The sequence below is a fragment of the Fodinicola acaciae genome, from assembly GCF_010993745.1.
GTDB classification, from domain to species: domain Bacteria; phylum Actinomycetota; class Actinomycetes; order Mycobacteriales; family HKI-0501; genus Fodinicola; species Fodinicola acaciae.
In genome coordinates, this window is sequence record NZ_WOTN01000003.1 from 1,226,875 (window position 1) to 1,250,671 (window position 23,797).

Genomic DNA, 23,797 nt, shown 5'->3' on the forward strand with positions numbered 1-23,797 from the left:
GGCCGGCTTTATGGCGCTTGTCGATTCTGCTCTGCTTGGTAGCGTTCCTCTGCGGCATTTACGCTCTCATCGCCCGCTGCAAACGCTTTGTATCCAGCCGTGACTAGCTCCTGGACGGCCTTCATGGCGACCAAGTCCCTGGGATCTATTGGAGCGAGTGCACATACGTGCGTGGAGAAACACTGGGCGACTGACCCGAGCGCCATACCAGCAGGCTCGGCAAGCCCGATATTGGTACGGCCGTAGAGGTAGCCGACCTTGTCCCCTCGTCGCATAACGTTCAGGATCGCGTCTTTAGCGTCGGAGTGAATGTGATGGCTAGCCAATTTGTAGTAAGTGCGCAAGTGCGAGACTCCGGCGATTTTCTCGAGATCCGAGAATCGCGGCGACTTCTTTCCACCGATACCCGCCGCCCAGCCGTAGGACGTTGCATACTCTGGTCCATATTTCGAGATTACTTCGTCGCGTAGTCTTTTGAGTTCCGCCATCTCGCTGTCACTAAACTTCTCCTCTCCGAGTTTGGCGGCGTCTCTTTGATATATGAGTGCGTCCGAATAATTAAGGACATAGTGATGCTCAATGTAGCGCCTCGGCAGGTCTTCAAAGCCTTCCTTGCTGGAGTATTCGCCGAGTACGATCGCGGTAACGGCGATCTCGTGTAGCGTTCGGCAACGAGCCAAGCCGCCCATGGCAAAGCCTCCAGAAAGAAGGTGATGAACTTCGAAAGCCACTCGGCAGCACCGGGCGTTGAGCCCCGCCAACGCTTCTACCAACGGACCACCCGTTTCTCGTGATTTCCTGTCAGTCAGTTCGGCTCCGCATTCGTAGTACACACTGGCTACGGCGTAGAGGATGTCAAGACCATCGCCCCAATGCCTCCGCAATCGTGTCTCGAATCGCTGGTTATCTCGGCGATGCCTTTTATGGTTAGCCTTGTTGTCTATTATCGTTCTCGCAACGCGGGGTCCACTGGAATCCAATTGTTCCATATATATCTTTAGCGCCGTCGTGGCCGCCACATCTGGGAGCAAGCCACCGCGGATTAAACGCTCAGTCGTTTGCGCAAGTAATTCCAACGCACCTTCTTCTGAGAACGGGTCATGCATATGTCTGCGAGCCATCGGATAATGCTACAATGTCCTCGGCCCAAAATAGGTGACTTCCGGCTCGGCTGACCATCCGAGCCTCCCGAAGTAGCAGATCATTTAGAAGCGTGTCAACTGATCGGCCGATCTCGGATGCTGCACAAGTCGCCATCAGCGGCTTTGTTTCGACCGTAAGCTCTGGCATTACATGGTTCAGGCCGCCCGCGACGGCCGAACGTAGCTACGGTGACCGGCCGGCTTGTCGTTCGCCACCCGCATCCGACAAATCGGGGCGCACATCCGTGCTTACGGGTTCGTTGAAGGCCGACGATGGTTGACGACTCAGCCAGCCTAATCGCCAATCCGCCTTCCAAAGGCATGCATATGCCCGGATGATGCTCGGTCGTTCGATAGGTGTCGAGCCGCGTAATGCGATGACGAGCCCGATGACCTTCAGTAAGCCACCAACGGCCGTGGCGACGGCAACTGCGATGAGAGGCAAGAACAACTCTGGACGTGCCACGATGAGATCCCACATACCCCGGCTCCTCAATGGGACTGAGCCGAGGATGTAGGGCAGCCTCGGCTCAGCCAGCGCACAGCGCTGCTGAACAGAGGTCCTGCCCGCCGACCCGGTAAGGAACTCGTTGAACATGTCGCGAATAGGTGGTGCAGGGTCTTGCGCGCGCGGCATGACGTAGCTAACCAGGTCCGGGTCGGTGGACCACTGCTCCGCCGTGCCAGGCAGCCAGATGTGGTGGACTGCTACCACCGCATGCACTCATCCTGGCTGGGTTTACGCGACGAGATCAATACATCTCTTCGCACCGCCGCGCTCTCCACTTTGCACTGTATCGCATGTCAAGGATGTGGCCATCTCGTTCCCTGGGCCGATCGATACGAGAGGAATCGTCAGCTATAAGTAGGGCCGGTGCCGACCACGGTGGGTTGGCACCGGCCGCCGCCGGACGTACGCCGGAAGAGGCGGGCGTTAGGCGAGCTTGTCCTTTCGATTTTCTTGCGCGCGACGGTAGTCATCGATGCTGTCCAGAATGGTGGCTACGGCGTGGATCTGTTCGTCGGTCAGCGGCGGGAGTGTGGCGCAGATCTTGGCCCAGTGCTGGAAAGCCTCGGTATCGGCAATCGATTCGCTTTCCAGCTTGGGATTCGGGTTGCCCCTCCCGCTGGTCGCCGCTCGGTGCGGCGCCTGCTGTCGACTACGTCGTCTTTGCTGCGTTCCTTTGCTGTCGGGTGCCTCCCTGGGGTCGGATGGTGGCGTGCTCGTGGGTCACCTCCTCCGGTCGTCGTGCAGGCGCGCGGCGTTGTGCGCTTGGCGGATGCGGCGTGCGTAGTTCAGGACGTGGCGGCCGGTGCGGAGCCGGCGGCCGGTGCCTTGGCAGGGTGGGCATTCGCGCATGGACAGGCCGAAGGTGGAGCGCACGCGGCCGGTGCCTTGGCAGCGTCCGCAGTGTTTGAACGGCCGGCTGTGACAGGTGCGGATGTAACCGAGCGTGATCAGCACCGGTGCGAGGATGATCGCGATAGTAAGGAGCGTGGTCAGGGTCAAGATTCGCCTCCAGGGCGGGTTTTCGGGGCTAGTCCGCGGTTGTCTGCTATCCGCTAAACCGCAGGCCAGCATGGGTTTTGGGTGCTAGCAGGGGTGCTATCGATAGCAGTCGGGGCTGCTATCGATAGCACCCGATCTGTGGGCTACTCGGCCGGTTTGCGGTCACGTTGCGCGATGGCAGCGACGACGTCATCGCGGTCCGGGCCGCGACGGTTGGTCATCACGCCGTCAATGCGCCGGCCGATCTGTCCGACCGTGACGCCGTACGGCTTGAGAGCAGCGGTGAGCTGTTCGGGCTTCCATCCGCCGTACACATCGGCGCGGAGCTGGGCCAGCCGGTCGATGAGGGTTTCGTTCCACTCCCGCTCGACGCCGGACGGCCACACGGTCATCAGATCCCGCAGCACGTCGTACCCCGGCCCGACTTGCCGCTGTGCGGGTTCGGTCGGCAGCGTGCCGGCGACGGCCCGCAGCGCCACGGCGCGCGCCACGACCGCCTCAGCGGCGGCCTGGTCCACGTCGTATGCGTGCGCCGGGGCCGGCTTGCCCATGCCGACCGTGATGCCCCAGCCCGGCTCCTCCGGCCCGAACTCGGTAGCCCGGTACCCGTTCCGGTACATAGAGGTCCCGAGGATCATGTCGTTGGCTATCTGATCCGCCACGGCAAGACAGAACCGGGTGTTGACATTGCGGGTGATCCCCGGCGGCAGGCTGTCCTTGTCCGGGATCTGCGTTCCCAGCAGCAGGGTGACGCCAAGGGCGCGACCGAGTTTGATGATCTTTTCCAGCAGTTCTCCGGCTTTCTTGCCGTAGACCGGATGCGTGATCAACTCCTGAATCTCATCGATATCCACCACGAGCGGATGCAGCCCGGAGCCTTTCAGCGACGCCAGCTCCGGGGTGACTTTGTTCTCCGGAGCCATGCCTTTGGCGGCATAGAAGGCGATCCGCTTCGACCGGTGCTGGCACTCGCCGTAGAGCCAGTGCACCATGTCGTGGCAGCCGGCGACGGTCTCGTCATCGAATCCGCTGCCATACTCGGTGAGCACCGGCTCGAGGACCCTGAAATCACCCGTTCCTTTCAGGTCATAGCACCGAATCTCCACCCGAGGATCAAGCGCGGCGGCCAGAATCGGAATCCGCAACGCGCGAGACTTGCCGGAGCCCGGCATACCGCCGAACAGCCAGTTACGGGCGATCAGGTGCCCATAGATGGGCCGCAAACGCGGGTCGGTGGCGAACGGGAACGGCTCGAAGACATCCACCTTGGGGCCATGCAGCAGCGGCCACGGCGGCGCCTTCATCGCCGACGCCGGCTCATGTCCGACCCACAACCGCAACCGGCCGGTGTGCGCACGATCCGGCTCCGGCCACACCTGGTCCAGCGGCAACCGCAACGCGGACGCCAGCCGGCCACGCCGCGCGATCACGTCAGCGGCCTCCACGCCGTACGGCAGATCCACCACGGCCATATGTCCGGGGCCGTCGCGATGGATCTCCACCGGGAACGTGATCGCACCGGGATCTTTGGACACGGCCTGGTTGATGCCAGCCAGCTGGATACTGGTCAAGCCACGACGCACCAACTCCGCAGTCAGCTTGCGATAGCGCGGGCTATTCGCGACCCGATCGACGATCGGCTTGTCGGTCGGCCGGCCGGAGCGCGCGAACAGCAACGCCATGATGGTGTAGAAAACCCACCGCGCCACGTCCGGAATCGGCACGTACAGGAACACCAGACCGGCGATGAACGCGGCGAGAGTGCCGGCAACCACGATGACCCAGCGAAACCGCGACTGGTCGGCGCGGCGCTGGTCCAGCCGCAGCCAGGTGGCCGGGTCGTTGTGGTCGGCGGCCCACTGCCGAAGAGCCCAGTTCCCCTCCTCAGCGGTGGCCCACCGCAGCATCCGGCTCAACAGTCGGAACGCACCGACCGGCGCGTACACCGCGATTTTGGCCGCGTACTTGGGAATCCGGACCGCGTGATACCCGGCCAGGTAGAGCGTGTCCTTGATGGCCCACCGTACGGCGGCGGCCAGGTCAGCGCGGGACAGCAGCCACGGCGGAATGATCGGCCTACGTGTACGCCTGCGCTCGCGCCATTTCCTGCCTGCCCAACGAGAGCCGACGTGGACCGGCTCGTCCGGCGGGTCGACGGGCGGACCGAGCACCATCGGCGCTATCTCGACCGATTCCCGGTCCGCCGCGTCGTCGGCCACCTCCGAGTCGTCCGGGTCGTCGTCGCGGCCGGGCTGCCGCTGCGCCGGAATCAGCTCCTTGCCGTTGGTCCGGCGGCGGATGGCATCCAGGTCCAGGACTTCCGCGCCATCACCGTCAAACGGATTGAAGTCGTGGCTGTCGCCGTCGTCGGGCGGTCGGGTATCCATCAGCACCACCCCCCGTCGATGCGGCCGGATTCGTACCGGTCCTCAGACACGGGCTCCTCGTCCGGGGCCTCCCACAGGTCGGCCGGCTCGTCCGGGTCGGCGCAGTACTGGAAGTCCGTGAAATAGGTGTCGGGGTAGTCCGGCGGCCAGTTGTCAGCCAGCCGGTGCCCATCCGGCGGATGCGGCAGCTCGTCCACGAGGTACGCGAGCGGATTGGGTTCGCCGTCCAGGTCGGCGCAGATGGTGGCGTAGCCGGCAGCGATAAGGTTCGCGTGCTCTTGGCGAAGCAGCCAGTACGCGACCTGCAAGCCGGTGTTCGGGCCAGTGTCGTGGGATTCGGTCGTGGGGTGCGTGTGTTTGGTGTTCATAGGGTTTCCTTTCCGGTAGGGGTAATGGCGCCTGCCTTTCCGCCCCGGTGTGAGGCTCGTCGCGGATGAGGTACGTCAGGGTCGGTGTTGCGCGGCTGGTGCGTGATAGGCCATCGCCTCCAAGAATTGGTTTTCCAACGGCTCCACCCTTTCTCGCCCGTAGGCGTCGAGATTCGTTGACGTGTAAAGAGAAATTGGCTTGGGATCGCTAACCGCGGCGGTTGATTTCGTGGACGAGCCCGGCCAGTACCGACCCGACGATCGGCGCGACGGCGGGCCAGGACGCGACCGCGAATCCGAACAGCAGCACCACGGCCGCATGCCACCACTTCAGGCCGCCTTTCCAGCAGAGCAGGACGACGACGATGAGCAGGACGACCACGACGGGGAGCGTGATTGCCATCTATTTCTCACCTCCTCTCCGCTGGCGCTGATTCTTTTGGCGTCGGTCGGGCGCCGATGGTCAGCAGTGCCAGACCGGCCACGACCATCAGGCCATCGACAGCTAGCGGGCCGATGTGCGCGGAGATCGGGTCTTCGCCGTAGGCGATGAGCAGCCCGGCCATGTGTCGATAGGAGACGATCGCGGCGACGGTGGCCACGATGGTCACCCCGCCGTACCGAGCGGTGGCCCACCACGGACCGGACTGCCACCGCACCCGTGTCAGGACCTCCACGGCGAGGAACAGCGCGACCGGCCACCACGCGGCGGCCAGTACGGCGCCGACCGGCGGATGCCAGCCGGCCGGTGCGCCAGCCGGCGGCAGGAATGAATGCGCGATGTTCGCTGCCACCGACATGACCACGCCGGCCGCCAACCCGATCACGGCAGACAGTGACGCTCCCGGCCGCTGCTCGGCCCGTACCGGATCGGCGGTGCCGGTAGGCGTGGGATCGGCGGCAGCCGCAGCGGCAGCATCCGCAGCCTTTTGCGGGCTGTCGTTGCCGTCCTCGGCGTTCCGCGTTGCCGGCGGATGTTCCGCCAGCGCTTCCGCGTGCTCCTGTTCGGCGGTCGCGGACTGGTCCGCTGCGGCCAGTTCCGCCTTTGCGGCACGGATCTGCGAGCGTCCCCAACTGCTGGACCTGCCGCACATCCGGCCCAGCTCGTTGCCGGTCAACGGCTGGCCTTCCGCGACAGATCGCAGGTAGGCGCGACGCGCGGTGACCGTTGCCGGCTCGTCCGGCTCGCCAGTGGAAGCCGCGACGGCGCCAACCCGCTCGTGCTCCTTGCCGGCAGCAGAGTGCGACATTGCCGGAGCGTCCGCGCTGCCGCTCGGCGGTTCCGCTTGGCTGCCGGCGACAACCGGCCTCGTCGCACCAGTAGCCGTATCGACTGTCAGCGTGTCGGCGGTGGAAGTCATGACGCCTCCAGCCGGCAGGTGAAGGCGCCGATGGACAGCCCCAGCGCTGCCGCCAGCAGTTCCGCCACCTTGTCGTACTCGGCCGGCGGCATACCGAACTTCTGGTTGGTCTGATTGAGGTGCCGCTGGCCGGCGGCCCAGCGCTGCCACCGTTCCGCGACAGCCGCCACCGTGTCGCCGGCCGCTGCCGCTACCTGCTCCACCGTCGCGCCGGCCAGCAGCGCGCGATGCATCGTGATCGGTGACCACCTCACCAGCCACGACACCAGCGTGCTCATGACCGCCAGCTCTTCCAGCTCCTCGGCCACCGAGCGGTAGCCGGCCAGCTCCCATGCCGTACGGTCACCCCAGAGTTGAGCCAACTTGAACGGCGACATGCCGTCCACGGCGTCCAGGTTCAGCGGTGGCCGGCCAACGATCCCCCGCGTATCTCCGGTGTTCGTCATCGCGTCTGCTCCTTCCGCTGTCGACTGCTGTGCTGATGGCGCCGGTACAACCGGCGACAGCTGCACTTGATGCATTGGCCCAGCTCGCTGCCGATCCAGACCTCTGTGGCGACCGCTCCACACCTGCATCCCGGACCGGTCAGCCCGAACGGCACTCGCCGTCCACAGACCACTCGTCACCGCCTCTCCGGGCCGCTCCGCGACCCGCTCCACTAGGCTGACCATCAGCCTGTAGGTATATGTTGCGGGTACTAATATGACGGCTGGACAGCAGCTTGTCAAGCACTTAGGGTGTCAACTTGCAGGTACAGGTGTGGCCGTACTATAGTTCGGTTATCCGACACTCTTAGGTGGCTCTGACAGTCGGAGGGGAGACGCGAGTTGCAATGGCTCCGCGAAACGACGAAAACACGGCGGTAAGCAGCACAAACGCTACGAGCGCCGCGCGTACGTCCAAGCTTGCACAGGTCAGCGACGCGCTACGGGAGCAGATTCTTAGCGGTGCGCTTCCTCCGGCCGCGCTGCTGCCCAGTGAGCTGGAGATCGCCACACGGTTCGGCGTGTCCCGCAATACCGCGCAGAAGGCCCTAGCCGCGCTCAAGGGCGAGGGGCTGATCACCATTCACAAGGGGCGCGGGTCGTTCGTCCGTCGTCGCTCTGACCAGCCGGCGCACACCTACAAGCGCGCTATCACCCACCACCCCGACCACGACCCCGCAGACGGCCCCGGTGAGGGCGCCGGTTTCGCGGACAGCGACGTCGACTCGCCGGAATGGCGGCTGGTCGAAGAGGCTGCCACGTACCACATGGAGGCCACGGCGGGGCTCGCGCTGGACATGGCCGTACCCCGGTATACGCAGCTTTTCGTGTGTGACCGGCTGTTGGTCAACGATGCCGATCAGCGTGTCGGGCACCGGTTGTATGTGCCGTTCTCCGTGGCCGCGCATGTACGTCCGCTGGAGGAAAACCCGTTTCGGATGCCGGGAGAGCTGTACGACATCTTGTCGGCGGCCGACTATCAGCTCAACTGGCGTGAGTACGTCCGCGCGGTCATGCCCACTCCGGACGACGGTAAGGCGCTGCATATTCCAGCGAGCACACCCATGCTGATCACTGTCCGCGTCACCTACGACGGCATGAGCGGACAGACCCTCGCGCTCGAGCAGACACGCCGCTCCGCCGATGACGCACAGCTCATGTACTGGCTCAGCGCATCACCGGGCGCCGGCGACTAGCCCGACAACCTCACGACACAGCAGGAACCTGTCAAGTTTCCTTGCAGGCAAGGGGAAAGCTTAGGCTGTTACGATTCCGCGGTTGCCTCTCGGATGAGCGTTTCAATCTCGTCCGGGCTGATGATCGTCTGCGCGACGTACGCGGCTTCCTGGGCGGCCTCGTCGGCATCCCTGTCCAGCGCGCTCGCAAAAACTTCGTACGCGCGGGCCGCCATCCGGTGCCGTGTCAACTCCGCCTGTTTCTGCGCCGGCCACGGTTTGCCGGCCTCGTCCAGGGCATCGCGCTCGTCCCGCAGCGCCTCGTACTGGTCCTGAGAGGCGTCCTGAGCATCGGCCAGCCAGTTGGTGAGGTCGCTGGCGCCGAACTGCTCGGCAGCGATTGCCTGTACGACATGAAACGCGCCGTCGACCGGCACGCGGTCAGCGATCATGGTCACGATGGCGGACGCCACGCGGCGCTGAGCATCGGGTCCGGCGGCTGTCAACCGCTCGGAGAGCCGTGGATTGATGCCCTGGTAGGACCTCATCGCTTCGGCCTTCCTGATCGACGTACGTCCAGCTGAGCCTGCGGTCCCAACGGCCGCAGATCCGGCCCGGATGGGTTCGGCGGCTCGTAGTCCGGCGGTGGCGGCTCCAGTCTGGTCAACGCCTTGGTGCCCTCGGCACCCAGCTCCGGCTGGCACTTGCGCCAGCAGATCGGATAGCTCGCGGCTACCGACTCCAGCCGTACTCCGTCCATCTCGACCGGCTCTCCCCGTCTCTTTCGCTCTTCGTTGATCGCACGGATTTGCCTTACCGTGCGCACAATTCTCTGTTCCGCATCCAGGTTGTCCGAGACGGTAGCCGCGTACAACTCGCGCGGGTGCCGCAGGTCACGGACGCTCTTGGGCATCGCGCCATCGCCGGAGATCGAGAGCATGACATACCGCTCACCGGAGTTGTCCACCAGGATTCCGACCGCCATACACGGCGTACGGCGCGGCGGCCGGACCGGCACAGCTGCCTGCAACTGCGGCAGCCGGCGCAGCGCGTACCGTTCAAACGCGCCACGCCGTTGCTGATCCTCCAGCTCCCGCTGTGCCCACTCCGGCCGTAGCTCCGAAGGGATGTCGCGGAACCATCCGCCGTACTCGTCGCCCACTTCCGGGCTCCTCTCCGCCGGCATGCGGCGCATGCCGCTTGACTAGGCCGCATGGCGGTTCCCATCCGGATCGGGTGGCTCAGACGGCGGCCCGGACTGCGCTTCCTGTGCCCGGAATCCCGCGCGGCGCGCCAGGTCCATCAGCCGCCGTACCTTGCACGGCGCCAGTACGACGCGGACAACAGGAACGCCCTTGCTCGCGCAGGGCACGATGTCCTCTACGTCCAGCGCCATGCCGCCGAGCACGACGGTTTGCCACAGGTCAGCCGCCATCTGGTCAGCGACCTTCCAAACCTCCAGCACGCTTTCCGCACCGTTAGGCTGGATCGACTCCAGGACGGCTTCGGTCCAGTCGTCGGCACGCCGGCCGTAGTCTGTCGGCTCTTCCATCGCGTGATCACCTCCTCAGTCGTTGTCGACCAGAGGTGCCCCCACACGCGCCCTTGTTCAGGCACGCCACGGAAACCTCCGGTACGGTCAGTACCGGAGGTTTCCGGACCTCCAGCCGGACCACCCTGCACCGCGCAAGGATCGGGGTGGTCCGGCCTTCGTTCCCGCCACGTGTTCCACCCTGTGGCGAGAGACCAGCCCAACGGCTGGCCGTCTTACAGCCCGGCAGCTCGCTGCGCGCCTTCACAGCAACGGCCGCCGGGAGTCCTCATCTCACTAACCGACCCCCGTTTCCTTGCCATACGGGAAAAGGGACGAGGGTGCCGGACGGACACGGCCGACTCTCGGCACCGATGCAGGCTCGTCATCGCCGACGTTGTCAACCTCGATAGCGATCACGTCCAGCACTGCCTGCAAAGCCGATACCTTGCCAGCCAGAAAATCCATCCGCCGCTGATCACGGGTCCGCTTGGTGTCTTCCAACATCACGGCTGCGTCGACGCGCGACTGATCGACCTGCCGCCGGACCTCTGCCAATCCGCGGAGGTGATTTTCCCTGGAACGATCGGAATTCATGGCCAGATCACGTCCCCGAGCGGCGGCGGAAGCATCCCCGCGACGGCGTACAACAACGCCTGATGAACCATCGACGCATTAGCCGGCCGCCACTTGACCACCGTTGGCGACACCAGCCAGTACGCGTCACCGTGCGACGTCCGCGACGGTGGGACGGCCACACATTCCTGCACGCCGTGCCGCACCACGCCGGTGCAGGTCAACGCAACCGGCAATTCGATGCCGGGCGCCACAACAAAGTGCCATCGGCCGCCGGAGCTGATGGCGGTAGCGGTCGAGAGCAGTAGCCAGCGATGCGCGATGGCGCCTACGGCGGCCGGCGCGTCAATAACGTCCAGGACGTCACCGGTAGCCAGCCCAACGGCATATGGCAGCCGCGACCACCAACCCGCGACGACGTACGCATCCGTCGTCGGCTGAAGTCCATCGGCGCTGACAACAGCGCCACCACGTAGGCCCCGCTCGCCGTATTCCCACTCTCGCAAGGGAATGACCGGCCAGCCGTTGACCGCGTATCGCAACGCCCAGCTGCGCACCTTCGACAACCGATGCCGCGTCCGCAGACGCCGAACGACGGTCGCCACCGACGCCGTCATCGCTGGCCCCGCATACTCTCGGCGTGGCGACCCTGGCCAGCCTCCAAATAGTCCACGGCCGCCGCGACGACAGCGGCGATCCGCTGCTGTCGCACCGGCCCGTGCTCAGCGGCTTGCACCCACAATGCAGCATGCCGGCGCTGACCAACCATCGGAAGCACTTCCAGATCAAGGCCAGCGTCCCGCAGCGCGGCGGCCAGATCAGCCGGCACCCGGAACGGTCGAAGCGTCGGAACGGCAAGGATTGCCTGCCACCAGCCCGGCATGCTCGACGCACCCGTACGCCAGTCGTTGTCCAACGGTGTCGCCACCGTCGCCTCATCAAAGCCAAGAAGGCGAAGACGACCACGCAACCCGTTCGGGTACGTCACGTTCACCGGCCGCCGCACCGGAACATCCGTAAGCCGATTCCGCAAGACAAAAACCGTCCGGCCGTCTGTGGTCTCGGTGCGCATCCACACCCGACCGACGACCTGGGTCGACAGCGTCTCGCCCATCGTGCTTGTCGTCGCGGTCATCGGCGCGGCCCCTCGAGCGGCTGCCCCGCGTATGACTCGTACCAAAGCGACCGGTAACAACGCCACGGTTCCGGCACGAGATTGTTGGCCGCATCGACCATGACGCTCTCCACAATTCGCCGCGCATTCAGGAAATACGAGAATTCGTCCGCCTCTGGCGTATGCAGCCCGTCCATGACGGGCGTGTGTGCCTGGAAGACCTGGAGCGATGGGAAAAGTGTCACCTGCGGCAGCATCGCCGACAGAAAAGGCTCCATGTCCTTGGTGGAATCCAGGCCAACGATGTAGGTAAACGACGTGTCCAGGCCGGCTTCCCGCGCGTCTGCCAGCAGCGCAGGCATCAGTTCCGGCAGCAGATCGGCTTTTGTCTTCTTCAGAATCAAATTTCTACGAGTGACACAATCGGCCGTAAGGAAAAGCCCGAACGGGCCGACGTGCTCAGCAAGCCAGCGAAATGCTTCACGCGACCGCACAACGGACGACAGCAAGACGATACGAGCGTCGATACGCCGCGAGCGCAATACCTTGCGCAGGACCATCATCGCCTCGAGCGCGGCATCCTCTGACTCGTAGCAGGCGGTGGAAACGGTGATCTCGTGCAGATCACGCAGCGACCCGCCGTGCGGCAACTGCTGTCGCAAACCGTCCAGCAGTAAGTGCAACTCATCCTCGGTGTCCAACCGTGGATCGGCCGTAGGCTCCAACGAAGTCGGGCAGGGTGCGCAGCCGGTGCATTTGGACCGGCTGGCCGGATTGATCGTCGCGGCCCGCCACGCCGTGCCGTCCCAGCACCGGAGGTAGCCAGAGACGGCGTCATCGACATCCGTACGTACGGCGGCCCCGACCAGCTCAGCTCCGGCGAACAGTTGTCCACTATCCGCGAGAGTGAACGGCGAGTCAGGCCGGCCGGCGGCGATGACAATCGTCCGTGCCTGCGCGCCGACCGGCACGGAGACCTGCAAGCGGACCCGAGCACCCAGGCGGGTCTGGAGACCGTACAGGTTCAGCGCCAACAGAACCGCATCCGTACGCGGAACTCCGAACCTGTCGGCGGCATCGTGCCAGCCATCCATAGCGGCCAGCTGAGAAGCGACCGCCGAAGACTTCCAGCCGGTACGACAAACCTCCCCTGACGTACGAGGTGACGCCACGTGCTGGCTCATGCCTGCTGCCTCCCCGGTTCGAATGGCCTTCTCGGGTTATGAGACAACTGTCCGTTACAGACCGTGGCCAAGCCACCGCGTACAACGGTGATCTCCTGCGACGGGATCTCCCCGTTGTACGGGGAGGTTCTGTACTGTGGAGATGGCTCCGGAACAGCACGCGAGCGGAGGAGGCGTGACGTGGGTCGGAAGCCGCGCAGCCTGCGGCAAGAACAGCAGCAGCTAGCCGACGAGATGCGTAGTCGTGGCTGTGCGTGGCCTGAGATCGCAGGCAAGTTTCGCGAGACGTACAACGTCAACGCACGCGCGGCGTTCCGTCTCGCTCATGGCTGGAGTCAGCGAGAAGCGTCCGACCAGTGGAACGCTCGATGGCCGGCGGACCCCAAGACGCTCAAGAACTTCTCGTACTGGGAGACGTGGCCGGCAGCATCCGGCTACGAGCCGTCGCTTGCCGTACTGACGCGTCTCGCCGAACTGTATGAATGCAGCGTTGCCGATCTGCTCGTCGATGGCCCGGACTTCCGTGCCCGTGACTCGGTCAACAACGCTTATGAGAACCTAGCCGCTGTGCCCGCACTTTTGGATGGCCTCCAAGGAGAATCGCGCGCCGACGACCAGGCCGGCTCTGCCGACCTTGCAAAGTGGGCACTGCGCCTTGAGGAGATGGACATGGCCGAGATAACCCAGACGGCAGCCGTTTGGGCGCAACGCCTGGAGTCGACGGGAATTGACCGACGTGCGTTGTTGCTCAAGCTCGCCGCAGGAATCAGCGTCGCCGCCACAACACCAGCACTCGCGCCGGAGCCGGCTGCTGCCGCAACGGGCACCGGACAAAACCGCTACGAGGGAGTCTGGCTGAGCCGGTACGTCTACCACAGCTCAACCGCGACAGAGGACCTGGTAGGCGAGCACTACGTCGTACTTCGCAGCGATGGAACGGATCTCATCGGCGAAAGCCTTCCCCACACGAGTGGTTCTAAGCTTCGCCTTGAGCTGTCCGTCGACGGCCCTATCGTCAGCGGCACGTGGACAGAACACACCTCGCCGACCGGCCACTACAAAGGTGCTGTATACCACGGAACACTGCAAATGATGGTCGACCCATTGGGACGCAGCATGGAGGGCCAGTGGGTCGGTTTTGGCAAGAAATTCAAGGTAAATAACGGCGAGTGGTCGCTGACGTGGGTCGACGGCAACCTAACGAAACGAGCCATACAGAAATACCACCTAGCCGTATAACGTGGCCCTACAGTCCCGCGATAACTGCCACAACCGTGGACCCACGCACGAATCTCCCGCGCGCAGCGAGCGCAAACACGCCGTACATCATCTTGGCCTCGTAGATCCAATCAAGCCTGATCCCGTGGCGACGCTCAAAGTCATCGATGAAATCGTCCAACTCTGGAGTCCGCTTCGCGTAACCGCGGAAGTGGAATTCCGTTTCAATCGACCAATTTTGGGTAGCGTGTCCGAGTGCGGACCTCTGAAGTTGGACCACATCATCCGTGAGGAAATCGCCGCCTTTCAGTGCAGAGAAACCAATCGCCTGTTGCGACGACTGTAGACCGGCGGCGATGCCGGCGAGTGTTCCGCCCGTACCCACTGAGCAGCAGATTACGTCAAAATCGCTGTCGATCTCGGCCGGCAACTCCGCACAGCCCTTGACCGCCAAGTCGTTACTGCCGCCTTCCGGCAGGAGGTAGAAGCGGCCGAATCGTTCATGGAGATCTTCGATGACGTTCGGTTCTGTCTTCTGCCGGTACGTCCTGCGATCGAGATAGGCCAGCTTCATGCCGTGATCAACGGCGAACTGTAACGCCGGATTCAACGGAAGGTGCTCCTCACCGCGAATGACGCCGACCGTGTCGAAGCCGAACAGTGCACCGGCCGCCGCAGTCGCGCGGATGTGGTTGGAGTACGCACCACCGAACGTCAGCAAGGACCGATAGCCGCCGGTCCGCGCAGCCTCGAGGTTGTACTTCAGCTTCCGCCACTTGTTGCCGGGCAAGTCAGGATGAATCAGATCATCACGCTTGAGGAGGAGGCGTACGCCAGTGACCGTCATCCGGTCGTCGTTGATCTCCTCGACTGGCGACGGCATGCGTAGCCCCAGCTGCGTGACCACCTCATCACCGTCCACAAGGCCATACTCCCACCAGTACGGCGACGACCTGGCACAACGCGGCCTGACATCTCCGGACAGTCGGCCATACGTCGCCGTGTGAGGATAAGGATATGAACGGGAAGGCGACACACCCAGTGAGCGACCCAACCAGCGACCCTCCGAGCACAGGCCAGCCAGCCAGCGGCAACCGACCACCGCCACCATCTGCTGATCCGGAAGCCTGGGCGCACTGGACAGCGGTCAACGACCGGCGCGAGCCGATGACCGAGGATGAACTCGAGGCCGTCGAGACCATTCGACGCGACATCCACGCCAGCCAAAGACACCACGACTCGGCATCCAACGGACCGTCAGCCCCGAGCGCGAGCACATAACCCCAGATAACGAATAGGTCACAAAACCCACCTCCGCACTGGGTTGGGTGGGGGCCAGTTTTGCCGTCGGGTACGACAGTTTCGCGCCGTAGCGGCTATCTCAGAGGCCGAGGAGCGTACGGAGGTGGCGCGGCGACGGGCTGCCGTGCGCGAGCATCGCGTCGTGCCACTCACGCGGTGAGGCGCCGGCCGGACGCGCGGCGGCGATGGCGGCGACCTCGGTGTAGCCGACGAAGTAGGTGGAGAGCTGCGTCGAGGTGAGCAGCGTACGGTCCCACTTCTTCACCGCCTCGCTCTCCTCCTGGAAGCCGCGCCGCCGCATCAGGTCGAGCGCCGCGGCCTCGGCCATGTCACCGCAGTGCACCTCGTTGTCGATGATCGCGTTGATGATCATGCGCAGCTGCATCTTGAGCTGCTGCATCCGCACCCGCGGCCCGCCGTAACCTGCCTCGGTCATCAGCTGCTCGGCGTAGACGGCCCAGCCCTCGACGAACGTACCGCTGCCGCACAATGCGCGGGCACGCGTCGCGCTGCGGAAGCGGTTCGCGTGCGCGAGCTGCAGGTAGTGACCCGGCATCGCCTCGTGTACGGCGAGGTTTCTGACCATGTGGTTGTTGAGCTCGCGGTAGTACGACTCGACCAGCTCGGCCGACCAGCCGGCTGGTGTCGGCGAGACGGCCAGGAAGGTCGGAACGGCCGCCTCCTCCAGCGGTCCCGGCGCGTCGCAGTAGGCGCCGGCGACACCGCGGGCGAACTCCGGCATGACCAGGATCTGGTACGGATCGTCGTACACGGTGACCAGGTCGTTGTCCCGTACGAAGCGGGTCGTCTCGACCATCACCCGCTCGAACTCCGGCACGATCGTCCGGTCGTCCGGCCGGTCGTTGGCCAGCTCGTCCAGCGCCGCCTTCGGGTCCGGCCGGCCGGTGAGCTGGCCGGCCACCTCGGCAATCTCCGCGGAGATCAGGTCGAGCCGGTCACGCGCCGCGGCCAGCACCTCGGCGGCGGTCAGCGGTGAGTCGAGCGTGTGCCAGAGCTTCGCCTCCCACAGCCGGTCGCCGAGCCGCGGCGAGCGTCCCGGCCGGTCGGCCAGCCGTTGCAGCGTCTCGCGGTGCCGCTCGATGGCCTGCAGGGCGTCCGCGATCGGCACGTCGGCCTTGTTTGGCAGGCCGGCCTGGGCGGCCAGCCGGGGCACCTCGTCCTGCACCAGGCCGGCCATGCCGTTCCACTGGGCCAGCGCGGTCGTGACGTGGATGCGCGGACAGTCGGCGAGCGTACGGTCGGCGGTGGCCAGCGCGTCCGGCAGGTCCTCCAGCCGCGAGATGACCGCGGCGAGGCGCTGGTCGGCCGGTGCGCTCGGCCGCAGCAGCAGGCTGTTGAGCAGGAAACCGGGGATGTGCACCAGCGGGTTCCACTCGTGCTCGCGCAGCTCGGTGAGCGCGAACAGCTGTCTGTCCACAGTGGACTGGAGTTGCTCCAGGTCGACCGCGTCCTGTGGCCCCAGGCCGTCAGCGTCGATCTCGCTGAGCGCGTGCGAATCCTCCTTGAGACGGGCCACGCGGCCGCGTACGGCGTCGTCGGAGTAGTCCGGCAGCCGGTGGTCGGCGCGGTGGTCGCCGGCCCACAGCGCGGTCGTGGGGTCGGAGTCGAGAAGGTCGTCCACGACGCGTTCGACGGTGGCGACGAAATCCTGCGGCATGTTGTCGACGCTACCTGGCCGCGCTTGCCGCGGACTGTCAGCAGGCTGGCGGCCGGGAGCGGGGTCCGGGTCTGGTCGCATGGACCCCTTGCGTGCGTTGGATGGCCGCATGGCCACCATGCGTGCGCTGAACGGCCGCATGGACCCCTCGCGTGCGTCCCCGGTCGCATGGCCACCATGCGTGCATCCCGGTCGCATGGCCCCCTCGCGTGCATCCCGGTCGCATGGCCCCCTCGCGTGCGTCGGATGCGCGCATGGCCACCATGCGTGCGCTGAACGGCCGCATGGACGCCATGCGTGCATCGGCGCGCGAAACCAAGATCAACTTTTCTACTTATGTAAGGTGCCACGCGAACCCACCCCCCGCCCGATCTGGGTGGGGGCCCAGATTGGCAGGGGGGTACGACAGTTTCGCGCCGTAGCGGGTAGTTCAGCCGGCGGCTTCGGCGGCGCGTACGGCGGTGGCGTACGCGAGGACGGTCGAGCGGAGTGCGCCTTCGGGATCCTCACCGGCTGCGCGTGCCTCGGCGACCAGCGCGAGCAAGCGGCCGCCGAGCGTCGACGGGTCCGGCAGCGGCACGGCCACACCGGCGCGGGCGGCGCGCGAGAGGACCTTGGCGGCGAGCGCCAGCGCCGGCTGCGTACGCGCGATGCCGTCCATCGACGACTCGCGCGACTTCTCGCGGCGCTTGATCTGTTCCCAGTTCTCGTGCACCTCGGCCGCGCCGGAGACCGCCGTCGCCGCGAACACGTGCGGATGCCGGTTGACCAGCTTGTCGACCAGTCCGGCGGCCACGTCGTCGATCGACCAGCGCGACCCGGCCGGCCGCTCCTCGGCCAGCCGAGCGTGGAAGGCGACCTGCAGCAACACGTCGCCGAGCTCCTCGCGCAGCGCGTCGAGGTCGCCGTCGGCGAGCGCGTCGTATGCCTCGTAGGTCTCCTCCAGCAGATACGGCATCAGCGACTCGTGCGTCTGCTCGGCGTCCCACGGACAGCCGCCCGGCGACCGCAGCCGGTCCATCACCGCGACCACGTCCAGCAGCCGGCCGCCGGGCGGGTCCCAGCTGCCGGCCATTCGCTCGACGATGACCCCGGCGTCGACGGCCGGCTCCTCGCCACCGTCGACCAGCCACACCGCCGCGCCGGCCTCCTTGGCGATGCCGGCGGCGTCCTCGGCGGCCGCCAGCCGCACCTCGTAGCCGGCCTCGCGTACCGCGGTGACCAGCGCGGACTCTGCCGCCGCCAGCACGGTCGCGGAGCCGATCAGCCGCCACGCGGGGCCGCTGAGCAGGCCGGCCGGCAGCCGTGGCGAGGTGGTCAGCAGGGTGAGTACGGCCATCGGCTCAGCTGGCCGGCGCCGTGGTCGCCGGGCGAATCCACGGCTCGGTCGCCGGCGCCGCCGCGCCAGGCGGATAGACGGCCAGGTTGTGTGGGCTGAACGCGCCATACGCCGGGTTGACGTTGACCGGGTTGGCGGCGAGCACCGGCCGTATCCGGTCGGTGATCCGCGTGTTCATCTCGGCGCTGGTGACCGGGTCGAAGACACGGAGGCCGTTGACGTCGAAGCGCGGGTCAAGGTGGTGCGAGATCGCGCCGAACACCAGGTTGGCCTCGGCCAGCAGAGCGACCGGCAGGCCGTTGCTGCGCGCGCTGGCCACGTTCGCCGGATCGCCGGTCGCCGCCGCCAGCGCCGCGGGATCGATGTGCAGGCCGAGCCGCGCGGCCAGCAACTCCATCAGCCGGTTGCGGACGATCGTCGTCACGATCGACGCGCGAAGGACATCGCGCGAGTAGGTGCCGCCGCCGGCCGCTGTCACGTCGTCGACGTACGTGTCGACCTCCGACGCGCTGACCCGGTAGTCACCGACCACCACCGCCGCGCCGAACCGGTTCTGGCAACCGGCCGCGCCCGCCACCGCGAGCACCGCCAGCACCGTTGCCACCACGGCCACCAGCCGCCTGCCGCGCATGTCCCATTGCCTCCGGAAAAGGGGTGACCGACTCCGGCCCAGAGTCCCACAACCCCATCGTCCGCTGCCTGACCAGCCCCACGCCTCTGCCTCTTTGGCGAAGATCACCACGCGCCGCCGCCGGGGTCATACCGTCATGAACGTGACGTTCGCGGCGGCCGTACGACCGGAAACGTCACGCTCGTGAGCGCTCGTCTGATTCAACCGAACAGACCTAATTCCGTCCCGGCGTTACACGACGAGACAGGACGTGCCAACCTGTGAGGTGTGTTGGAGCCGGGATCCCGATTCGCCGCGTACGAGGTGCTGGACCGCCTCGCCGTCGGCGGCATGGGTGAGGTCTACCGGGCCAAGCACCGGCTGCTGGACCGGATCGACGCGCTGAAGGTCCTGCGCCCGCACCTCGCCTCCGACGAGGCGTTCCGCCGCCGGTTCCTGCGTGAGGCGCTGTCCGCGGCGCGGCTGCGGCATCCGCACATCGTCACCGTCTACACCGCCGACGAGGTCGACGACCAGCTCTATCTCGCGATGGAGTACATCGAAGGCGCCGACCTCGGCACCGTGCTGCACAACGACGGCCCGATGGACCCCGACCGAGTCGTACGGCTGCTCGCCGAGACCGCCGAGGCGCTGGACTCGGCGCACTCGCTCGGCATGGCACACCGCGACGTGAAACCCGGCAACGTGCTGATCGAGGACCCCGGCGCGAGCGGCGAGAAGGCCTACCTGGTGGACTTCGGCCTCACCAAGGCGCACTCGGTCGAGGACCAGCAGATCACCGCGACCGGCCAGGTGCTCGGCTCGCTCGCGTACATCGCGCCGGAGCAGATCGACGGCGTCGACAAGGGCGGCAGCGTCGACCAGTACGCGCTGGCCTGCGTGGCGTTCGAGGTGCTCACCGGCCGGATCCCGTTCGTACGCGAAAACCCGGTCGCGTCGATCTCCGCGCATCTCACCGCACCGCCGCCGGAGGTCACCGAGCTGCGCGGCGACCTGCCGCGCGCGATGAACGCGGTGATCATCCGCGGGATGGCGAAGAAGCTCGAGGACCGCTATCCGACCTGCGCCGACTTCGTACAGGCGCTCTCCGAGGCACTGCACCCGCCAGCGCACAAACCCGCGCCCCCGCAGGCCGGCGCGCCCTCAGCGCCACCCGCAGCGCCGCCTTCTGCACCGCTGTCCGCTCCTCCGGCCGCGCCGTTCTCGGCCCCACCGGCCGGTCAGCCGCCGCGGCCACAGTCAGGGCCACAGTCAGGGCCACAGTCAGGCCCGCCGCAGGCTCCGGCCGCGCCGGTCGGTCCAGGTGGGCTGCCATACCAGCAGCCGGGTCCCGGCGTGCCGCAGCGACCCCCTGGCGTGCCGCAGAGCGGACCGGTGTATCCGCAGCAGCAACAACCACCGCGCTATCCGCAGGGTCCGCAGGGTCCGGCGCCGTCGTACGGTCCGCCGCCGGGACAGCGGCCGCCGCCGTCACAGTCCGGTGGCATCCCGAGCCGTACGCCTGTGCCGCAGGGTTACGGACCGCCGGCCGCCTACCAGAACGCGCCGCGGCAGGCGCCGCCGCCGCAGGCACCGCAGAGCCGTCCGCTGCCCGGCCGGCCGGCGCCGCAGCCTGGTTATGGACCGCCACAGCCGGGCTTTCGGCAGCAGCAACAGCCACCGCCGAGCTTCGGTGGCGCCAGCCAGCCGCAGAACGACTCGCTGTCGATCGTCGTCGTCGGCGGTCCGGCCAGCGGCCAGGTGCTGCCACTGCCGCTCGGTGAGTCGGTGGTCGGCAACAGCGGTCCGCTCGCGATCGAGGACGACGCGCTCGACGCGCAGCACGTACGTTTTCGGGTGAACGGCTGGAACGTCACCGCCGAGCCGGTCGGCAGCGCGTCGGCGCGGCTGGACGGTACGCCGCTGACCGGACCCCGGCCCGTGCAGCCGACGCAGATCATCGACGCCGGCTCGTCGCTGCTGGAGGTGCGGCCAAGCGACCGGCTGAGCCGCGCGAGCGCCGACCTGGCGCTGCCGGACCCGGTGTCGATCATGGCCTCGATCACCCGGCCCGGGTCGCCGCTGCGGCGCGGTCCGCAGCATCCGCTGACGCTGCTGACGCGTGTCGGCTGGCGCCCGGAGCGGCCACCGCGGGTGATGGCGATGCCGCTGGGCGAGACCACCGGCGGCGCGATCCGTGGTGAGCCCGAGCGTGCGACCGCGCTGGTCCGGTGGGTGATCGGCCAGGCCGCCGGTCTGCACGACCCGCGCGACCTGTGCCTGGCGGCCGCGCTCACGCCGGTCGGACCGGAGCGCTGGTCGTGGGTCCGCGCGCTGCCACACGCCCGTCCGAGCACCGCGCCGCTGCAGGGCCCGCACGTGGCCGCCGACAGCGAGGCCGCCGCCGACCTGGTCAACCGCCTGCTGACCGTGCTGGAGCGCCGCCGGGTCGCCGCCGCCGGCGGCCAACAGCAGCAGCACATCGCCAAGCATCCGCGGGTGCTGGCCATCCTGGACGACAGCGCCGACAGCCCCAAGGCCGACGAGCTGACCGCGCACGGTCCGGCGCTGGGCATCCACGTGCTGCGCGTCCTCGGCCCGCACCGCCGCGTGCCGCGGACCTGCGGCTATTGCATCGACATCCGCGGACCGGGTCCGGCCGCGCTGGTCGTACACGCCGGCACGCCAGGCGCGTCGCTGGCCGGCACCGCGGACGGCGTCGACGCCGGCTGGGTCCGCAACCTCGCCGAGCACCTGGAGGTCCTGGACTGATCCCGCCTCTGCCGCGTCTCCGCGTCTGAGAGCGGCCTGAATCCGCCGTCGGATGCGGGGACATCCCGCATCGAACGGCCGGCTTTAGCGCGATTTCCCCACAATCGACGACCCGGCGGCCTCCGTGCGATGTTCGCATGGCCACCATGCGTGCGTTGGGCGTGAGTTTTGACCTCTGGGTTGGTGACTGGTTCCGCGCCGCTGGACGCCGGACTGCTGGGTCCCCGGCTGGCCTACCCTGCTCCGAGAGCTGCCCATCCTGGTCATCGTCCGGTGGCGCAGCGACCGGGTGATGTACGTCCAGTCATCGGCTGCGCGGGCCGGCTCGGAAGGTGTCATGGTGTCCCGGTAGGCGGCAAAAGGGTCCACTCAATGGGATCCACAGCACCGTGTAACGCTAAATGTCTGTCTTGCGAGGTTTACCGGAGGGATGAATGTCGAGTTACTGGCGCTAGATGCACGAAACACGGCTTTCACGCCTGCGTGACCGTCAGCCCCTGTGGTGGGTGTGACTGCCGAGGCCAGTAATGCTGTTGTGGCTGCTCGCCGGGCCGGGCTCAATGTCCGGGCGTGCCAATCGCCCGGATCTGATGTCCTGTTGACCAAGTACTACCCGGTCAAGCCGTCTCTCCCGCATGGTTGGCCACAGCAGTCACACCAGCACCGCCCCAGCCGCCGCTGGACGTTCACAAAGAGTCCCTTACGCCTGGATCGCGGCGGCGGGGACGTCGCTGCGTCCCATACTGGTCCGCCGCGACAGCTCACGCCATCACAACCCAGGACCTGCCATGCGGCTGTGGCACTCCAGCACCGACCCAACAACGGCGCGCTCCGGCCGAAAATCACTCCCCCAACCAGCGCACCAAAACCACCCGACCCAGACCACCCCACTCAACAACCGCAAAAAAAGACACAGCCCCAAAGACCGCCAGAGCCAAACAGGGTTAAAACTCAAGCTGAACGCACGCATGGTGGCCATGCGACCAGCCGCCAAGCACACAAACCCGACATGTAGCGCTCCACGACCCGCCGACATGATCGACTTCGTACTTACGTGACGTCCGAAACCCACGTACCCACCCCCCGCCCAGGGTGGGGGCCAATTATTTCAGCGAAAACCTGTGGACAACGGGTTATCCACAGGACGACTTTTGGCGGGTACGGCGCCGGTCAGGCGGCGATGGAGGTCAGGCGGTCGGCGACCTCGGCGGCCGTGGCGGGTCGTTCGGTGCGGTCCTCGGCGATGCAGCTGCGGACCACGGCGGCGATCTCCGGGTCGAGGTCGGGGGCCACGTCGGGCTTGGTGGACAGGACGCGGCGCAGCACCAGGACCGGGTCGGAGTCCGGCAGGTCGCCGAACAGGCCGCGGCCGGTGGCGACCCGGTGCAGGGTGGCACCGAGGGAGAAGATGTCGCTGGCGCGGGACGGCGAGTCGCCGTGCAGCAGCGCCGGGTCGGTGAACTCGACCGAGCCGAGCGAGCCCATGCCGGTCATCGTCATCCCCGGCGCGAGTACGCGGCTCAGGCCCAGGTCGGACAGCTTCGCGCTGCCGTCGCCCCCGAGCAGGATGTTGGCCGGCTTGATGTCGTTGTGCACGATTCCGGCCTCGTGCAGCGCGTGCGCGGCGCGCGCGGCGCTGGCGACGGCGTCGGCGACGCGGCCCAGCTCCAGCGTGTTGGCCGGCTCGGCGAGCGACCCGTCGGACAGGTATTCCATTGAGTAGTAGACGACACCGGCCTGCTGACCCGCGTCATAGAGCGCGACCAGGTGGGGCGACTGCACCGCGGCGAACGCCTTGAGCTCGCGGGTCGCGCGGCGAAACACGTCCTCGGACTTCTCGCCGGACAGCACCTTGACCGCCACGTACGGCGCGTCCACCGGCAGCCGCTGCGGTGTCTTGGCCAGGAAGAACTCACCGTGGTTGCCGGTACCCAGCGATCGTACGAACTCGTAGTCGGCGATGCCGTCCACGGCCCCTCCTGCCTTCGTCGCGCACATTCGGTGCGGTGTCCAGTTGCGTATCGTCGCACGAGTCGACGCCGTCA

22 protein-coding genes are annotated in these 23,797 nt (G+C 66.6%); 3 read left to right on the forward strand and 19 right to left on the reverse strand.

Features of this window, described 5'->3' with window-relative positions; translation table 11 throughout:
* Window positions 1-8: 8 nt before the first annotated feature.
* The 7 genes from GNX95_RS31995 to GNX95_RS32025 form a co-directional block, all read right to left on the reverse strand.
* On the reverse strand, window positions 9-1,121 hold the full coding sequence (locus GNX95_RS31995) for a DUF5677 domain-containing protein (RefSeq protein ID WP_163511391.1): 1,113 nt from the start codon (window positions 1,119-1,121) through the stop codon (window positions 9-11).
* 1,252 nt (window positions 1,122-2,373) lie between these two features.
* Complete coding sequence (locus GNX95_RS32000) at window positions 2,374-2,652, reverse strand: hypothetical protein (RefSeq protein ID WP_163511392.1); 279 nt, start codon at window positions 2,650-2,652, stop codon at window positions 2,374-2,376.
* 143 nt (window positions 2,653-2,795) lie between these two features.
* Complete coding sequence (locus GNX95_RS32005; protein ID WP_163511393.1) at window positions 2,796-5,039, reverse strand: FtsK/SpoIIIE domain-containing protein; 2,244 nt, start codon at window positions 5,037-5,039, stop codon at window positions 2,796-2,798.
* On the reverse strand, window positions 5,039-5,407 hold the full coding sequence (locus GNX95_RS32010) for a hypothetical protein (protein ID WP_163511394.1): 369 nt from the start codon (window positions 5,405-5,407) through the stop codon (window positions 5,039-5,041). Before GNX95_RS32010 ends, GNX95_RS32005 begins: the two co-directional genes overlap by 1 nt.
* A 208-nt stretch (window positions 5,408-5,615) precedes the next feature.
* Window positions 5,616-5,810, reverse strand: coding sequence for a hypothetical protein (locus tag GNX95_RS32015; RefSeq protein ID WP_163510244.1), 195 nt, complete (start codon window positions 5,808-5,810; stop codon window positions 5,616-5,618).
* A 7-nt stretch (window positions 5,811-5,817) separates the two neighbouring features.
* A complete protein-coding gene (locus GNX95_RS32020) occupies window positions 5,818-6,657 on the reverse strand; it encodes a DUF2637 domain-containing protein (protein WP_163511395.1) in 840 nt (279 codons plus the stop codon).
* Window positions 6,658-6,764: 107 nt separating this feature from the next.
* Window positions 6,765-7,214, reverse strand: a complete 450-nt coding sequence (locus GNX95_RS32025; protein ID WP_163511396.1) for a hypothetical protein — start codon at window positions 7,212-7,214, stop codon at window positions 6,765-6,767.
* A 386-nt stretch (window positions 7,215-7,600) separates the two neighbouring features.
* Here GNX95_RS32025 and GNX95_RS32030 point away from each other — a divergent pair, with 386 nt between their 5' ends.
* The gene (locus GNX95_RS32030) at window positions 7,601-8,449 is read left to right on the forward strand and encodes a GntR family transcriptional regulator (RefSeq protein ID WP_163511397.1); all 849 of its coding nucleotides are present in this window, start codon (window positions 7,601-7,603) and stop codon (window positions 8,447-8,449) included.
* 68 nt (window positions 8,450-8,517) lie between these two features.
* Here the strand turns inward: GNX95_RS32030 and GNX95_RS32035 are convergent, their stop codons facing one another.
* From GNX95_RS32035 to GNX95_RS32065, 7 genes are all read right to left on the reverse strand, one after another.
* Window positions 8,518-8,976, reverse strand: coding sequence for a hypothetical protein (locus tag GNX95_RS32035; protein WP_163511398.1), 459 nt, complete (start codon window positions 8,974-8,976; stop codon window positions 8,518-8,520).
* Window positions 8,973-9,590 (reverse strand): hypothetical protein, encoded by a 618-nt coding sequence (locus GNX95_RS32040; RefSeq protein WP_163511399.1) that lies wholly within the window; start codon window positions 9,588-9,590, stop codon window positions 8,973-8,975. Before GNX95_RS32040 ends, GNX95_RS32035 begins: the two co-directional genes overlap by 4 nt.
* A 42-nt stretch (window positions 9,591-9,632) precedes the next feature.
* A complete protein-coding gene (locus tag GNX95_RS32045; protein WP_163511400.1) occupies window positions 9,633-9,980 on the reverse strand; it encodes a hypothetical protein in 348 nt (115 codons plus the stop codon).
* Between the two features lie 276 nt (window positions 9,981-10,256).
* On the reverse strand, window positions 10,257-10,556 hold the full coding sequence (locus tag GNX95_RS32050; RefSeq protein ID WP_163511401.1) for a hypothetical protein: 300 nt from the start codon (window positions 10,554-10,556) through the stop codon (window positions 10,257-10,259).
* On the reverse strand, window positions 10,553-11,152 hold the full coding sequence (locus tag GNX95_RS32055; RefSeq protein ID WP_163511402.1) for a bifunctional DNA primase/polymerase: 600 nt from the start codon (window positions 11,150-11,152) through the stop codon (window positions 10,553-10,555). The genes GNX95_RS32050 and GNX95_RS32055 overlap by 4 nt, the downstream gene beginning before the upstream one ends.
* On the reverse strand, window positions 11,149-11,670 hold the full coding sequence (locus GNX95_RS32060; RefSeq protein WP_163511403.1) for a hypothetical protein: 522 nt from the start codon (window positions 11,668-11,670) through the stop codon (window positions 11,149-11,151). Before GNX95_RS32060 ends, GNX95_RS32055 begins: the two co-directional genes overlap by 4 nt.
* Complete coding sequence (locus GNX95_RS32065; protein ID WP_163511404.1) at window positions 11,667-12,743, reverse strand: hypothetical protein; 1,077 nt, start codon at window positions 12,741-12,743, stop codon at window positions 11,667-11,669. Before GNX95_RS32065 ends, GNX95_RS32060 begins: the two co-directional genes overlap by 4 nt.
* A gap of 270 nt (window positions 12,744-13,013) precedes the next feature.
* Here GNX95_RS32065 and GNX95_RS32070 point away from each other — a divergent pair, with 270 nt between their 5' ends.
* The gene (locus tag GNX95_RS32070; RefSeq protein ID WP_163511405.1) at window positions 13,014-14,072 is read left to right on the forward strand and encodes a hypothetical protein; all 1,059 of its coding nucleotides are present in this window, start codon (window positions 13,014-13,016) and stop codon (window positions 14,070-14,072) included.
* A 7-nt stretch (window positions 14,073-14,079) separates the two neighbouring features.
* Here the strand turns inward: GNX95_RS32070 and GNX95_RS32075 are convergent, their stop codons facing one another.
* The 4 genes from GNX95_RS32075 to GNX95_RS32090 form a co-directional block, all read right to left on the reverse strand.
* A complete protein-coding gene (locus tag GNX95_RS32075) occupies window positions 14,080-14,973 on the reverse strand; it encodes a 1-aminocyclopropane-1-carboxylate deaminase/D-cysteine desulfhydrase (protein WP_222854081.1) in 894 nt (297 codons plus the stop codon).
* Window positions 14,974-15,432: 459 nt separating this feature from the next.
* Window positions 15,433-17,031, reverse strand: coding sequence for a DUF885 domain-containing protein (locus GNX95_RS32080; protein WP_163511406.1), 1,599 nt, complete (start codon window positions 17,029-17,031; stop codon window positions 15,433-15,435).
* 430 nt (window positions 17,032-17,461) lie between these two features.
* Window positions 17,462-18,370, reverse strand: a complete 909-nt coding sequence (locus tag GNX95_RS32085; RefSeq protein WP_163511407.1) for a nucleoside triphosphate pyrophosphohydrolase — start codon at window positions 18,368-18,370, stop codon at window positions 17,462-17,464.
* 4 nt (window positions 18,371-18,374) lie between these two features.
* A complete protein-coding gene (locus GNX95_RS32090; RefSeq protein WP_163511408.1) occupies window positions 18,375-19,001 on the reverse strand; it encodes a SurA N-terminal domain-containing protein in 627 nt (208 codons plus the stop codon).
* Between the two features lie 267 nt (window positions 19,002-19,268).
* Here GNX95_RS32090 and GNX95_RS32095 point away from each other — a divergent pair, with 267 nt between their 5' ends.
* Window positions 19,269-21,752, forward strand: a complete 2,484-nt coding sequence (locus GNX95_RS32095) for a protein kinase domain-containing protein (protein ID WP_163511409.1) — start codon at window positions 19,269-19,271, stop codon at window positions 21,750-21,752.
* Window positions 21,753-22,922: 1,170 nt separating this feature from the next.
* Here GNX95_RS32095 and GNX95_RS32100 read toward each other — a convergent pair.
* A complete protein-coding gene (locus GNX95_RS32100) occupies window positions 22,923-23,723 on the reverse strand; it encodes a serine/threonine-protein kinase (protein WP_163511410.1) in 801 nt (266 codons plus the stop codon).
* Window positions 23,724-23,797: the final 74 nt, after the last annotated feature.

Excerpts from the sequence above, each read along its gene's own strand:
- GNX95_RS32090 (WP_163511408.1), bottom strand. The coding sequence starts at position 19,001 with ATGCGCGGCAGGCGGCTGGTGGCCGTGGTGGCAACGGTGCTGGCGGTG.
- GNX95_RS32050 (WP_163511401.1), bottom strand. The coding sequence starts at position 10,556 with ATGAATTCCGATCGTTCCAGGGAAAATCACCTCCGCGGATTGGCAGAG.
- GNX95_RS32010 (WP_163511394.1), bottom strand. The coding sequence starts at position 5,407 with ATGAACACCAAACACACGCACCCCACGACCGAATCCCACGACACTGGC.
- GNX95_RS32060 (WP_163511403.1), bottom strand. The coding sequence starts at position 11,670 with ATGACCGCGACGACAAGCACGATGGGCGAGACGCTGTCGACCCAGGTC.
- GNX95_RS32005 (WP_163511393.1), bottom strand. The coding sequence starts at position 5,039 with ATGGATACCCGACCGCCCGACGACGGCGACAGCCACGACTTCAATCCG.
- GNX95_RS32080 (WP_163511406.1), bottom strand. The coding sequence starts at position 17,031 with ATGCCGCAGGATTTCGTCGCCACCGTCGAACGCGTCGTGGACGACCTT.
- GNX95_RS32035 (WP_163511398.1), bottom strand. The coding sequence starts at position 8,976 with ATGAGGTCCTACCAGGGCATCAATCCACGGCTCTCCGAGCGGTTGACA.
- GNX95_RS32015 (WP_163510244.1), bottom strand. The coding sequence starts at position 5,810 with ATGGCAATCACGCTCCCCGTCGTGGTCGTCCTGCTCATCGTCGTCGTC.
- GNX95_RS32055 (WP_163511402.1), bottom strand. The coding sequence starts at position 11,152 with ATGACGGCGTCGGTGGCGACCGTCGTTCGGCGTCTGCGGACGCGGCAT.
- GNX95_RS31995 (WP_163511391.1), bottom strand. The coding sequence starts at position 1,121 with ATGGCTCGCAGACATATGCATGACCCGTTCTCAGAAGAAGGTGCGTTG.
- GNX95_RS32065 (WP_163511404.1), bottom strand. The coding sequence starts at position 12,743 with ATGGATGGCTGGCACGATGCCGCCGACAGGTTCGGAGTTCCGCGTACG.
- GNX95_RS32030 (WP_163511397.1), top strand. The coding sequence starts at position 7,601 with ATGGCTCCGCGAAACGACGAAAACACGGCGGTAAGCAGCACAAACGCT.
- GNX95_RS32020 (WP_163511395.1), bottom strand. The coding sequence starts at position 6,657 with ATGTCGCACTCTGCTGCCGGCAAGGAGCACGAGCGGGTTGGCGCCGTC.
- GNX95_RS32045 (WP_163511400.1), bottom strand. The coding sequence starts at position 9,980 with ATGGAAGAGCCGACAGACTACGGCCGGCGTGCCGACGACTGGACCGAA.
- GNX95_RS32085 (WP_163511407.1), bottom strand. The coding sequence starts at position 18,370 with ATGGCCGTACTCACCCTGCTGACCACCTCGCCACGGCTGCCGGCCGGC.
- GNX95_RS32025 (WP_163511396.1), bottom strand. The coding sequence starts at position 7,214 with ATGACGAACACCGGAGATACGCGGGGGATCGTTGGCCGGCCACCGCTG.